Annotated in this window: 9 protein-coding genes; 4 read left to right on the top strand and 5 right to left on the bottom strand. The window is 58.8% G+C overall.

The features are described from left to right. Positions 1-3: 3 nt before the first annotated feature. A complete protein-coding gene (gene alkB / locus Q675_RS24155; protein WP_023010763.1) occupies positions 4-654 on the bottom strand; it encodes a DNA oxidative demethylase AlkB in 651 nt (216 codons plus the stop codon). A gap of 90 nt (positions 655-744) precedes the next feature. Here alkB and Q675_RS24150 point away from each other — a divergent pair, with 90 nt between their 5' ends. Beyond that, the gene (locus Q675_RS24150; protein WP_031211107.1) at positions 745-3,561 is read left to right on the top strand and encodes an HD domain-containing phosphohydrolase; all 2,817 of its coding nucleotides are present in this window, start codon (positions 745-747) and stop codon (positions 3,559-3,561) included. Between the two features lie 49 nt (positions 3,562-3,610). After that, a complete protein-coding gene (djlA, locus tag Q675_RS24145; RefSeq protein ID WP_023010761.1) occupies positions 3,611-4,393 on the top strand; it encodes a co-chaperone DjlA in 783 nt (260 codons plus the stop codon). A 9-nt stretch (positions 4,394-4,402) separates the two neighbouring features. Here the strand turns inward: djlA and Q675_RS24140 are convergent, their stop codons facing one another. Further along, positions 4,403-5,011: a methyltransferase family protein gene (locus Q675_RS24140; protein ID WP_023010760.1), complete on the bottom strand. Its 609-nt coding sequence runs from the start codon at positions 5,009-5,011 to the stop codon at positions 4,403-4,405. Between the two features lie 188 nt (positions 5,012-5,199). Between Q675_RS24140 and Q675_RS24135 the strand changes: the two genes are divergently transcribed. Then, positions 5,200-6,645 carry an amidase gene (locus Q675_RS24135; protein WP_023010759.1) on the top strand — a complete coding sequence of 482 codons (1,446 nt, stop codon included), beginning with the start codon at positions 5,200-5,202 and terminating at the stop codon, positions 6,643-6,645. Here the strand turns inward: Q675_RS24135 and Q675_RS24130 are convergent. Both Q675_RS24130 and Q675_RS24125 read right to left on the bottom strand, forming a co-directional pair. Next, complete coding sequence (locus tag Q675_RS24130; RefSeq protein ID WP_023010758.1) at positions 6,636-8,510, bottom strand: diguanylate cyclase; 1,875 nt, start codon at positions 8,508-8,510, stop codon at positions 6,636-6,638. The two genes, Q675_RS24135 and Q675_RS24130, sit on opposite strands and share 10 nt — an antisense overlap. 151 nt (positions 8,511-8,661) lie before the next feature. Then, entirely contained in the window at positions 8,662-9,390 is a 729-nt protein-coding gene (locus Q675_RS24125; RefSeq protein WP_023010757.1) for a pseudouridine synthase, read from the bottom strand. A 92-nt stretch (positions 9,391-9,482) separates the two neighbouring features. Between Q675_RS24125 and Q675_RS24120 the strand changes: the two genes are divergently transcribed. Further along, on the top strand, positions 9,483-11,108 hold the full coding sequence (locus tag Q675_RS24120) for a methyl-accepting chemotaxis protein (protein WP_023010756.1): 1,626 nt from the start codon (positions 9,483-9,485) through the stop codon (positions 11,106-11,108). Here the strand turns inward: Q675_RS24120 and Q675_RS24115 are convergent. Then, positions 11,102-14,191 carry an efflux RND transporter permease subunit gene (locus Q675_RS24115; protein ID WP_023010755.1) on the bottom strand — a complete coding sequence of 1,030 codons (3,090 nt, stop codon included), beginning with the start codon at positions 14,189-14,191 and terminating at the stop codon, positions 11,102-11,104. The two genes, Q675_RS24120 and Q675_RS24115, sit on opposite strands and share 7 nt — an antisense overlap. Positions 14,192-14,193 lie beyond the last annotated feature (2 nt).

Here is a 14,193-nt window from a genome sequence, read left to right as displayed (position 1 = left end):
GTTTCAGCCAGCCTTACGGAAGGTCAGATTGTAGCGGGCCGAGCCGGTCACCGGGTGTTCACCGGCTTTCAGAGTCAGGACGCCGTGGTAACGCAAACGGGCCGGGCCGCCCCAGACCACCACATCACCATGTTCCAGCAGAATACGCGCGGGGCGGTCGTTGCGCTTGAGTCCACCAAACTGAAACACAATGGGCAGCCCCAGGGACACCGACACAATGGGCCAGGCAAAGTCTTTTTCATTCTTATCCTGATGCAGTCCCATTTTGGCCCCTGGCTGATAGCGATTAATCAGGCAGGCATCCGGGTCAAAGCCGGTAAATCCCGCTTCCTGGGCCGACTTGCGGGCCAATGAGACAAAGCTATCGGGTATAGCCGGCCACCGAAGCCCGGATAACGGATCCTGGGGCTGGTAGCGATACCCTGTCTCGTCAGTCACCCACCCCAGGGGGCCGCAACAGGTCATGGCGGCCGACATCTGATGGCCACCCGGCGTTTTCATATGGCGGAACGGCGCGTGTCGCGTCACCTGATCTATATCTCGCATCAAGGCCTGCTGGAGCTTCACGGCATGGCGCCGTAGCACAACCACACCCTCGTCAAAGGCTTCCACTGTCGGTTGATCATTCAACCCGGAAAACAGATCTGGCGTCATAAGCCACCCGTTTATCTTCTGAAATCAGAATAACGCCCGCAGAGCGTCTACACTTAGAGAACCCTTCATCCGTCGTTGGATCCCGACGCTGTGAGACAGACAAAACCGCCACTCAACAAACAGACCGCCCGGGTATCACTGGCATTCCTGATTGCGTCTGCCATCACCCTGGGAATGCTGATACTGGCCATCACACTGGTGGCCCAGAGTTATCGGGGCATGGAACAGGCCAAGGTCACCGCTGCCGCCGCCACTGCCCGACAGCTGGCTCTCAGCGTGGACGATCGTATCAATGCCATTACCCAACCGCCGGCTACGGCGCTGGCCTTGTTGCGGCACGACCCACTCACCCAGAGTTCCACCCTTGAGCAACGACTGCAACGCCTGCCGGTGATTGCCGATGTGCTCACCAGCAGCGATATTGTCAGTGCGGTATACGCAGGCTATGACAATGGCGATTTTTTCCTGTTCCGTAAGATTCGCAGTTCGGGCTCACTCCAGTTTCCGGACGCCCCCGCAACCAGTCGCTATCTGCTGCAAAGCCTGGAATACCAGGGCAACCTGCGCAAGGGCATCTGGCAATTCTATAACAGCGACCTGGAACTGCTCGAACGCCGCTCGCTGCCGGATTACGACTATGATCCCCGCCAGCGCCCCTGGTATCAGGCAGCCAGGGCCGGAGATTCGCTCCAGCTATCAGCGCCTTATGTGTTTTTCACCACCCAGGAAACCGGGCTGACCCTGTCTCAGAGGGCCGCCAGTATCCCGGGTACCGTGCTGGGTGTTGATGTCACCGTGACCGACCTGGGCTCGCAACTGGCGGAACTAAAACAGACCGCAGGAAGCCGGCTGGCCATTGTCAGCGCTTCCGGGGAACTCCTTGCAGACGCCGACGGTAACACCGAACCCGATGCCGTGATCCGCCAGGTGCTTGAGCCGGGCACCAACCGGGAAATCCGCCGCTTTCGTCAGCAGGGCCGTGACTGGTATGGCATGGCCGAGCAACTTGGAACCCTGCCCGATGAAGCACTCTCCGTAGTTGTCGCCATTCCCTCGGATGAACTGCTGGCCGATGTCTGGGCTGCCCTTGCCCGCCAGACCGCGATCGCCGGCGCCATAGCGCTTCTGCTGTTGATACTTGGCTGGTTTATGGGGCGCCAGGTGGGCAAACCCCTTGAACGCCTGACCGACCGGGTCAGCAGCCTCTCCCGCTTCCGCTTTGACACGCCAATCCGCTCGGAGTCCCATATCCGGGAAGCCTCGGAACTCAGCATTGCCCTGGATGACATGGCCCGCACCATCCGAAGCTTCCAGAACATCGCCACGGTGCTCAACCGGGGCCAGGATCTGAACCAGTTGTTACGCGACATTCTTGATCAGATCATCGCCATCGTCAGCCAGGAACGGGGCGCGATTTACCTGTACAGCAGCCATGAACATAAGCTCGACCTGGCTGTTAACCGCGGACTTGAACTGCCCGCCAGCCTGCCAGCCATCAACCAGGCGGCAGACGATAACGAGATCATTCGACAGCTCAGAAACCACATATCCGGCCACCCGGTGTTTGCCATCCTGCGTAATCGACGCAAGAAACTCATTGGTGCATTGATCATCGAGATGGAAGTGGGCGACCACACCCACCTCAGTGATGACCTGATTGTTTTCGTGGATGAAATTGCCGGCTCCGCCGCAGTTGCCATCGAAACCCGTGAACTGATCGAAAGCCAGCAGGCCCTGCTCGATGGGTTTATCCGCCTGGTGGCCAGCGCCATTGATGCCAAGTCGCCCTACACCGGCGGCCATTGCGAGCGGGTGCCCAAGCTCGCCCAGATGATCACGGAGGTGGCAGAGCAGGCATCGGAAGGGCCTTTTGCCCATTTCCGCATGAACGAAGACGAACGTTACGAATTTCACCTGGCGGCCTGGTTGCACGACTGCGGCAAGATCACCAGCCCGGAATATGTGGTCGACAAAGCCGTAAAGCTGGAAACCATCTACAACCGCATCCACGAAATCCGGGCCCGCTTTGAAATCCTGCACCGGGATGCCGAGGTCCGTTACCTTCAAGCCTGCCTGAATGGAGAAGACCCGACCCAGGCTGCCCGTTACAGAGATGAGGCCCAGGCAAAACTGCAGGCTGACTTTGGCTTCCTGGCAAACGCCAATGTGGGCAGTGAGTCCATGTCGGACGAGGATGTAGCGCGCATTCGCCAGATCGGAGCCCAGACCTGGCAACGCCATTTCAGTGACCGGCTGGGCCTCTCCGGGGATGAGCAGCAAGCCCTGGCGGATTCTCCGGAAGCGGCACTGCCCGCCACAGAGCCACTGCTGGCAGACAAACCCTGGCATATTCGCACCTGGGGCGACCGGGTGCCTCCGGTCCAGCGGGACGACCCGCGCAATCTCTGGGGCTTTGACATGAAGCTGCCTGAGTATGCCTACAACCGGGGAGAACTCCACAATCTGACCATCCAGTACGGCACCCTGACGGAAGAAGAGCGCTTCCGTATCAACGAACACATCGTGCAGACCATCTGCATGCTGGATGCCCTGCCCCTGCCAGACCGTCTGGCCCGTGTGCCCCGGCTGGCCGGCACCCACCACGAGCGTGTGGACGGCAAGGGCTACCCCTTCGGCCTGAGCGGTGAGGACATGAGCATTCCCGAGAAAATCATGGCCGTGGCTGACATCTTCGAGGCGCTGACCGCCGTGGATCGCCCTTACAAGCAGGGCAAGACACTGTCTGAAGCGCTGAACATCATGGATAACATGACCAGACAGGGCCATATAGACCGGGAGGTATTCCTGCTCTTCGTACGCTCCGGAACCTATCGGCGCTACGGTGCCCAGCACCTGAAGGCCGAGCAGATTGATACCGTGGATGAAAGCCTGTTCATGAAGCCCTGACCAAAAACACGTATATTCTCAGGACTGTTTACTCAACGAAGGATAGAGAATGCTGTTCGCAATCATTTTTGGCGGTCTGATCGGTTATGCCTTTGGTCGATTCCCCGGCTTTCTGGTTGGCGCAGCCATTGGTGCGTTCCTGTTCCAGCGCATGAAAAGCCGACTGCTGGGCAAGCTTCAGGGGCTGCAGGCCGGTTTCATTGAATCCGTGTTCGCGGTGATGGGCGCCCTGTGCAAGGCCGATGGCGTGGTCTCACGGGATGAAATCCAGATGGCAGAGGCCATGTTCATTCGCTTTCGCCTGAACGAATCCCAGAAAGCCATGGCCAAGGAAGCGTTCAACCGGGGTAAAGCATCGGACTTCGACCTGGATGCCGAACTCCAGCGCTTCATGCAGGCGTCCGGCCGCCAGCCGGTGCTGTTGCAGATGTTTCTGCAGGTACAGGTGTCTGCGGTTGCCGCAGACGGGCAGGTACATCCGGCCGAGCACGAAATGCTGGTTCGTATCGCCCGTGGGCTGGGGCTGCCGGAAAGTCAGGTCGACCAGCTCGAAGCTATGCTGCGTGGTGCCCATGCCGGCCAGGCGGGCGGTACCCGCAATTATTCCAGCAGCCAGCAGATCAATGATGCCTACAAGGTTCTTGGCGTCTCGCCAGAGGCCTCAGACGCCGAGATCAAGCGCGCTTACCGCAAGCTGATGAGTGAAAACCACCCAGACAAACTCGCCGGACGCGGCTTGCCCGAAAGTATGCGGGAAATGGCGGAAGAACGAACCCGTGAAATCAGCCACGCTTACGACGTGATCAAGGAAGCGCGGAACAAAGCGTCCTGAGCCCGACAGTCAGAACCAGCGGGGCACCCGTTTGCAATAGGCCTCGTACTGTTCATCAAAACGCCTGGCCAGGGCTTTCTCTTCCTCCCTGGCCTGGCGCATGATCACCAGCACGCCAGTCACCAGGCACACCAGCGAAAACACGCTGGGCAACGCCAGAAAGAACCCCAACTGCCCCGTCATCACCGCCAGAAACAGCGGGTTCCGGCTGCGACCAAATGGTCCATCGGTCAGAAGGTGCCCACTGCCATGCTGGTCATCAATGCCGGAACGCCAGTCCTCATGCATGTAGGCCTGCAGATAGTTCACGGCAGTGTAGGAAACCAGCAGAAGCACAGCCCCGGCCAGTAACACCGGCCAGTGGTACAGCAGGGGGAAAACGCCCAACCAGGCGTCCAGATCAACCCAGATCCTGGCCAGGCACATCAGCAGGATCGCAGCCCGGAACAGGTTGAAGATATGACGATGCCACCAGGTGGCCGTCCCGGTCTTGCCATAATTGATGTGTGAGAAGCCCAGTCGCGAATACAGGCCGAGTGTACGGGCGGCAAACTGCAGGCCAATCATCAGGAAAAAGACGCCGAGGAAAACCCGGACAGCTGGCTCGATCAGATCCATTATTCATTCTGGTTCAGTAGGTTGGCAAACAGCTTACTGTGCTTGAGGCTTCATTGAAAGAGACACCGATCAATCCTTTGCTGCCATATTTTGCACCCATTTTGTGACGCCATACCTGAAATGACATATCGTCACGTTTAAGCCTGAGTTATGTTAGTAAGCCTCTGTTTTTGCTTTCAGGAGCCGCCATGAATCAGCCACCCAGTACCCGCTTCCATTGTTTCCGCAACGACGCGATGGCCGACAACGACGCTACTGCACTTGCTGAACGGATTCGTTCAGGCGAGGTTTCGGCGCAGGAAGTGACGGCGGCGGCGATAGAGCGGGCACAGCTGGCGGCGCCGGTGATCAATGGTGTGGTGGCTGAACGTTATCAGCCAGCGCTGACACAGAGCCTGCGACCGGGCGCCCAGACTGGCCCCTTTGCCGGTGTACCTACTTATATCAAGGACAACACAGACGTTGAGGGTTTGCCCACCGGGCACGGGTCACAGGCGGTCACGCCCCGGGTGGCGAAAAGAACCAGCCCTTTTGCCGAACAGATGCTGTCCCAGGGCTATATTTGCCTGGGCAAGTCCACACTGCCGGAATTCGGTTTTAACGCCTCAACGGAGCCCGCCCAGGGAGACCCGACACGCAACCCATGGAACCTGGACTATTCCTGTGGCGCTTCATCCGGCGGTGCTGCCGCCCTGGTCGCAGCCGGCGTGGTGCCCATCGCCCACGCCAATGACGGGGGCGGCTCTATCCGCATACCGGCTGCCTGTTGCGGGCTGGTAGGCCTGAAACCTACACGAGGCCGAGTGGTGGATAACGATGCCGCCCGGGATTTGCCCGTCAACATCATCAGTGATGGTGTCGTCACGCGTTCAGTGCGCGATACCGCCGGCTTCCTGGCGTACGCCGAGTCCTGGTTCAAGAACCGGAAACTACCCGCCATCGGGCATGTGCAGGGCCCCTCTGGCCGACAATTGCGCATTGGCCTGGTCCTGGACTCCATCAACGGCCACCCCACCGACCCGGAAACCCGGCAAACGGTGGAGCAGACGGCCCGCTACCTGGAAAAGCTGGGGCACATTATCGAGCCCATGGATGTGCCGGTCGCCAGCTCATTTCCGGATGACTTTGCGCTTTACTGGGGGATGCTCGCGTTCGGTGTAAAAGCCCGCGGTAAGAAGCTCTATCACCCGGATTTCGACAAATCCCGAGTGGACGGTCTGACCAATGGCCTGGACAAAATGTTCCGCCGCCAGTTCTGGCGCCTGCCCGCTGTCATCTGGCGGCTGAAACGCTCCTGGCACGACTATCAGAGGCACATGAATGATTATGACGCGGTGCTGACCCCCGTCCTGGGACATACCACACCGCCGCTCGGCCATCTAAGCCCCGGCGTACCTTTCGATACCCTGTTCGAACGTCTGACCCGCTATGTGAGTTTTACGCCGCTGGCCAACGCCACTGGTGCTCCGGCTATCGCCTTACCTATGGGGGAAAGCAGTCAGCACCTGCCTATTTCGGTGCAGTTTATGGGTCGGCATGGCGATGAGCGCACGCTGCTCGAGATTGCCTACGCGCTGGAAGCCAACCACCCCTGGCCAACCCTTAACCAGGCAGCCCGGTCAAATCAGGCCTGACAGACTGCGTGGTCCCGCCCGGCCTGGGTATTTGAAATTACCCGGTTACGACCCTCCGCCTTGGCCTGGTAAAGCGCGTCATCGGCGCAGGCAAACAACGCTTTGGTGGCGTCCGCCCGGGCGGGCGCGCAGCTGCAAACACCAATACTGACGGTGAGATGAAGTACCTGATCCGAGACCCGGAAAGCTGTTTTCTGAATCTCCTCGCGGATTCTCTCGGCGACCCGAACAGCTCCGGCTTCCGGGGTGTCCGGCAACAGGACGACAAACTCCTCGCCGCCATACCGGGCGGCCAGATCCTGCGGCCGGGTGACGTGCCGTTTGATGCAGTCGGCGACCATTTTCAGGCAGTCATCGCCCACCAGATGGCCGTAGGTATCGTTAAAGCTCTTGAAGTGATCAATATCTACCACCAGCAGCGACAGCGTCTCCTCAAACCGATAGGCATGGACCACGTCAGCCTGAAACTTTTTGTCAAAGTGCCCCCGGTTTTTGAGTCCGGTAAGGGGATCCGTCGCACTCAGTTCCAGTAGTTGTTCGTTCAGGGATTCCAGGTCACGGGTCCGCTCCTGCACCCTCTCCTCCAACAGAGCATTAGCCTCTTGCTGAACACGCAACGATTTTTCCTGGGCCAGTCGAGCTTTGCGTTCCTCACGCAATAACTTCTGCTGGGCCGCAAACGACTTCTTCTTCTCCCGGTTCAGCCTGTCAGCCAGCGCAAGTGATAACAGAATCACACCAAGGGCCGAGCCAACCTGAGTGGCATTCTCAGTCAGCAGGTTCCTTGGCAGCATGGTAAATTTGCTCAGCGCCAATACGATGCCCCCGAACAGCATAAACACCCAGGCCACCGTGTAATACCGGGCAGCTGGGTCACGCTTCAGCCAGCGGACCACACTCAGCATAAGCATGGTGGAGCATCCCGCAAAGGCAACCAGAATGGTCGGAAGAATCATCAGCCTGTAGGGAATCAGAAGGCCCGCCAGGGCAAGCAGACCGGCCGTCATGATCATCGCCATCGTCCACCGGTTCAGCCACGGGTGGTTTTTTCTTGTCACACTGATGAAGCGAATGCTGAAGGCTCCCCCGAACAGCACCACCAGATTCAGGAACACAATAATGGATTGGTCGTTCCACCAGGTCGCTTCGGGCCAGAGATACTGAAACGCCACACCGTGCAGTGACGCCAGAAAAAGTGGCATCGCCGCAATATAGCCAACGTAGTAGAGAAAACTGCGCTCTCCCACGGCCATGAAGACGAAAAGGTTGTAAAGCATCATCACCAGGACGATGCCGTAATAGATCCCCTCAAACAGGCTACGAGCCTGTTCAGCCGCGTAGAAGGCATCCTGCTCCCAGAGCGTCATGGGCACCTGCATAGAGCTGGTGGTGTCCACCCGAAGATAAACCGTTGTGGACGATTCCGGGGGCAGCACCAGCGGGACTATGAAATTGCGGTGGTGGATCGGCCGGTCGTAAAAAGGACGCTTATCCCCAAGGATCAGCGGTTCAAGCAGTTTCCCGCTGACCTCACGGTAGATCTCAATATGGTCCAGGACAGGGTAACCGATCTCCAGAAAATTACTGGCTTCCGATTTCAGCGTGTTGGTGAGCTTTACCCGAAACCAGTAGATATCCTCGCCATACCCCAGACTGACACTGTCACTACCGTTTCGGGTCCAGGCCTGGTCCGGAAGGTTTCGTATGTCAGCAACCGATGGCGACCCTGTCTCCTTCCAGAAATCGACGAACCGTGAAAGCTCAAGGCGTTTGGAAAAGGGCCCCCACTCTCCGGCATCTGCATGGGCAAAGGAAGGGAGCACCAAATAAAAGAACAGCGTCAGGAAGACAAAAAGCCGTGGCATAGCAGTCTCGGGCGTCAAACGCACTTGTTATTTGTTATAAGCTTACGACTGAGTATGCACCAAGGTAGCGACAACGTCTGCTGAAAGTACTATTTGTCGCAAATTGACATAAAAAGCTACACAAGTTGTCCGATCTGGCTGGCGTCAGCCCTTAACCCGTCACCGTATCCTGTTCAAATATTTCCAGCACAGTTCGGAAGCTCTCCTCGGGAGGGGCAGAAAACCGCAGGACTTCCCCGGTGGCCGGGTGTGAAAGTTCCAGCTCAGTGGCCGCCAACATCAACCGCCCATAGCCGAACCGTTCAGCAAAATACCGGTTGTGCCGGCCGCGCCCGTGATTGGCATCCCCGATAATCGGATGACTAATATGCTTCATGTGCCGCCGGAGCTGATGTTTCCGGCCGGTTTCGGGCTTCAGCTCCACCAGGCTGTAACGACTGGTGGGGTATCGCTCAATAGAGACCGGCAACTCCGTGGTCGCGAGGCAACGGTAGCGAGTCAGGGCCGTCCGGACGGGCTGTTCTTCTCCCTTCAATCGGCGGTCTTCGGGCTCTTCCCGGAGTGGATGATCGATCACGCCCTGTTCCGGCGTCCAGCCTCGAACCAACGCAAGGTAGGTCTTCTTGAATTCGCCCGACATCATTGCAAGCCCCAGTACCCTCGCCGTTGCCTGATCCCTGGCGAACAAAACGATGCCAGAGGTCGGCCGGTCCAGCCGATGCACCGGATAGACATGCGCTCCGCCGTTCATAGAACGGGCGTACTGCAACGCGAATTCCGTCTCATGGCGGTCAATCGGGCTGCGATGCATAAGCAACCCGGCCGGTTTGTGAACCACCAGAAGCTGGGAATCACGATAAATTTCTGTGAGCGGGTTCATAATATAAAATGTCGGCCGATAAACCAGTCAGGCAGCCCGCCAGAGGCCGCCACGATACTCCATTATCCCTAGCATCTTACAGGACCCCGCCCATGCGCTGGTACAACAAAAGCATCCTTAACCGGATCCTTACCATCATCGTGGTCTCCAACCTTCTGATTGCGATTGTTGCAGGCATTTACTTCAACCGATCACTCTCCAGCCAGGATGAATACGAGCACCTGATCAGTGATGAGATTGTCCTGGCCCTGCAAGCGCAAGACATTCTCAGCGATTTCAAGACACAGGTTCAGGAATGGAAGAACGTCCTGATTCGCGGCGCCGACGATGCCCAGCGCGATAAATACTGGCAACGGTTCCAGAAGACCGAGTCCAGTATCCAACAACAGCTGGACCAATTGATCCCAAGAATCGCTGATCAGGAAGCCCGCGCGCTGATGGACCGGTTCAGGGCCGCCCATCAACGGATGGGCAAAGCGTACCGGGCGGGATACCAGGATTTCGTGGCCTCGGGGTACGATCATACCGAGGGCGATGAAGCGGTGACCGGGATTGATCGTGAACCCGCGCAACTGATTGAGCAGGCGGCCAACAAAATTCGTGACGTGGCCGTCTCCCACTCCGGCGAATTGCGGGACAGCGCAACGGAAACCACCTGGCTGATGGGTGGCTTGCTGCTCGCTGCCATCGTGATGGGCACGCTGGCCTGTCTTGGTGTTCTGGTGACATCCGTGGTACGTCCGACCCAGGAGCTGATTGCCAAACTGAGCAGAATTGGTGAGGGCGACCTGACAGACCCGGTAACCCTGAAACGCCCGGACGAGCTGGGTCGACTGGCGGACACCGCCCGAACCCTGCACCGGTTCCTGCGGGAAACCGGCGAAATGATGCAACACAACGCGTCTCAGCTGGCCGACACCGGAGCGATGATTCGGTCCAACGCCGACGCAGTGTCCTCTCAGTCTGACAAAGCGCACCAACGCATTGACCAGATAGCCACGGCGATGAACGAGATGTCAGCCACCGCTCAGGACGTCGCACAGCACGCAAGTTCTGTTGCCAGCCAGGTGGACGAAACCGCCAACCAGACGCGACACGCCGACGAACAGATCAACCAGGCGGTTGCCAGCATGAATCGATTGACCGATCAGATCCGCAGTTCCGCGGCCACCGTTGCTGAACTGGCCAAAAGCGGCCAACAGGTCGGCGACGTCATGCGGGTAATCCGGGAAATTGCCGACCAGACCAATCTACTGGCGCTCAACGCCGCAATAGAGGCTGCCAGAGCTGGAGAAGCCGGGCGGGGGTTTGCGGTCGTTGCCGATGAGGTTCGCAACCTGGCAGCCAAAACTCAGGACGCCACCGTGGAAATAGATGAGATCATTGCCTCCATTCAGAATGGCTCCCGGGACGCCACAGAGTACATGCAGGCCTCTGAGGTGGTCGCCAAAGAGAGCAGCGAATCCGTGGATGCAGTACGAACCACACTGGCAGACATTACCCAGAGGATGATCAAGGTAAACGACGCCACAACGCAGGTGGCCACGGCCGCTGAAGAGCAGACCAGTGTCAGCGAAGACATCAACCGAAATGTCACAGAAGTGGCCGAAATATCCGAAGCCATGCACGATGCCGCAGAGCAGAACCTGCGCACGGTTCCGGAGCTCGAGGCTATGGCCCGGAAGGCCCAGGAGTTGGCTGGGCGAATCCGCTACTGATCACGCTGCGAAATGCGCCGGACCAGCCCCCTGACCCGCTGGCCGGTGCGTTCTCCCAGAACCAGCAAAGCCGGCGTCAGTAATAGAGTGAGCAGCGTCGCAAAGGCCAGGCCGCCTGCAATGGCGCTGGACAGCTGAGTCCACCACTGAGTGGATGGCGCACCCAGTCCCAATGATGGTTCCAGCAGATTCACATTTACCCCCAACACCATGGGGGTAAGCCCAAGGATTGTGGTGATGGCCGTCAGCAACACAGGCCGGAAACGCAGACAACCGGTCTCCAGGGCGGCTTCGTAGGCGGCTTTGCCCTCCCGTTTCATCTGGTTGAAGGTATCGATCAGGATGATGTTGTTGTTCACCACAATACCCGCCAGCGCAATAATGCCCATGCCCACCATCACCACGCCGAAAGACTGACCGGAAAACAGCAAGCCCAGCAGCACTCCGGCGGTGGACAATACAATCGCCGACAGGATCAGAAGGGTCTGGTAAAGAGAATTGAACTGGGTCACCAGAATCAGCAACATCAGGCCAACCGCAACCAAAAAAGCGGAGGTCAGGAAGTTGGCGGCCTGCTGCTGATCCTCGTTTTCGCCGGCAAAGCGCACGCTCACCCCTTCCGGTGGCTCAGGCATCTCAGCCTGCAGGGTCCGCAGCAGCTCGTCCATTCGCCTGCCCGGCGCAATATCCGATTTGATGGTGATCGTGCGCTGGCCATCCACCCGCACGATTGAGCCGGTCTTGTCGCCTGGCTCCAGGTCCACGAATTCCGACAGCGGCACCTGACCGCGAGGGGTGTTCAGTGTCTGGCGCTCCAGGTGATCCAGCTCCCGCCAGTTGTTGGGCACCCGCACCGCAATGTCCACCTCATCGCGAACATCTTCCGGCCGGTAGGTGGCCAGCACCAGGCCATTGGTTACCAGCCGAACCGCACTGCCGATGCTCAACACATCGGTACCGAATCGAGCGGCCGCCTCACGATCCACATTCAGGCGCCACTCGATCCCGGGAAGGCTCCGGTCGTCTTCTATGTCGACAAAACCACCGAGTTCGCGCATGCGGTTCTCAATGCTGTCGACATAGCCATCCAGCTGTGTGCTGTCCATACTGCTGACCTGCAGCTCGATGGGCTTGCCTTCAGCCGGTCCGCCCTCCTGCTTGCGGAACTCCAGTTCAATACCGGCGATATCGGCCGTACGTTCCCGAAAGTCTTCCAGAATATCCGTGGCAGTGCGGCGGGTGTACCAGTCCGTGAACTGGAACTGCAGAACGCCGATCACATCCGGAGCCATCTGAGAGCTGGTGGTCACCATGGAGCGCGCATACAGGGCCTTTACCTCCGGCATATTCTGCAGCCGAGACTCCACTTCACGCACAATGGCATCCCGTTCCCACACCGAAAGATCGCCACGAGCCCGCACCTGAACCTGGGCCGACTCGGGCTCGACACTCGGGAAAAACTCGACACCATGGTTAAAGCGCCCATAGGCGGCGTAGATTACAACAATCACCATCAGGGTGCCGAGCAAGGTCAGGCCCGGGCGCTGCAGAAGAGCGGCCAGCACCTGTCGGTAGCCCCGCATGAAACGCCCTTCACTGGCATCCTTGTGGTGCCGGCGACCACCGCTCACGCCACCCAAAACCGGGAGAAAAACCAGCGCCATGGCCAGCGAAGCAATCAGGCAGATTAACACGGTCATCGGCAGGTATTTCATGAATTCGCCCACCACTCCGGGCCAGAACAGCAGCGGCACGAAGACCGCAAGCGTCGTCGCGGTGGAGGCAATAACCGGCCAGGCCATGCGCGAGGCTGCTTCCACCCAGGCGGCTTTGACCGGCTGCCCGTCCGACAGATTCCGGTCTGCCAGCTCAGACACCACAATGGCGCCATCCACCAGCATGCCCGCCACGAGGATCAGGCTGAACAGCACCACGATATTGAGCGTCAGGCCCATGCTCCAGATCACCAGGATGCCGGTCAGAAACGCCCCGGGGATGGTGAGCCCCACCAGCACAGCTGAGCGTGGGCCCATGGCCGCGATCACCACGATGATTACCAGCACAATGGCAGTCAGCACGTTGTTGAGCAGATCCGAGAGGATATCGCGCACTTCCTCGGACTGGTCCATGATGAAGCGGATATCGAGGGTCTCCGGCAACCGGGGCCGGGCCTCATCAATCAGGGTGCGAATCTGCTCAATGGTTTCAATAATGTTGGCGCCCGAGCGCTTGGAAACTTCCAGTACCAAGGCTGGCTCCCCGTTGATGCGGGCGAAGCCGGTCGGGTCTTTGAAGGTGCGCTGCAGCATGGCCACATCACCGAAGGTAACCACAGTGTCGCCGTCTACCTTAACAGGCATCGACATCACATCTTCGATGGTTTCGATTACTCCCGGCACTTTCAGCGCCATCCGACCATTACCCGTGTCGAGTGAGCCGGCAGCCACCAGCTGGTTGTTCCGGGTAACCAGGGAGGCCAACTGATCAAAATCGATGCCGTAGCTTTCCAGCACCTGGGGATCCACCACGATCTCCAGCAGATCCTCCCTGTCGCCACCAATTTCCACCTCCAGCACTTCGGGAATGGCTTCGATGGCATCCTGAAGTCGGCGCGCAATGGTGATCAGCTCGCGTTCCGACAGCGGACCGGACAGGCCTACCGACAACACCGGAAACAGCGACACGTTGATTTCATTGACCCGGGGTTCGTCGGCTTCCTGGGGTAGCTTGCTGCGGGCGGTATCCACCTTCTCCCGGACATCCTGCAGCGCCTTGTCCGGATCGAAACCGGCGTCGAATTCAAGCATTACCGAGGCATGGCCTTCTGAGGCGGTACCCCGCATTTCCTTGATGCCTTCCAGCGAGCGCAGCTCCTGCTCCATGGGCCGGACCAGCAGGCGCTCACCGTCTTCCGGGCTGATGCCTTCAAGCGTCATCGAGACATAGATCATCGGGATGGTGACGTCCGGATTGGATTCCTTGGGAATCGCCTGGTAGGCCGCCATACCGCCCAACAGCAGGAACAGGAACAACAACAGCGTGGTGCGGCTTCGGTCCATGGCCGCGGCAATCAAAGCTCGCATGA

The sequence above is a fragment of the Marinobacter sp. EN3 genome, from assembly GCF_000475315.1.
Classification (GTDB): Bacteria; Pseudomonadota; Gammaproteobacteria; order Pseudomonadales; family Oleiphilaceae; genus Marinobacter; species Marinobacter nauticus.
The sequence above is the reverse complement of the archived record's forward strand: the minus strand, read 5'-3'. Positions and strand labels throughout refer to the sequence as shown.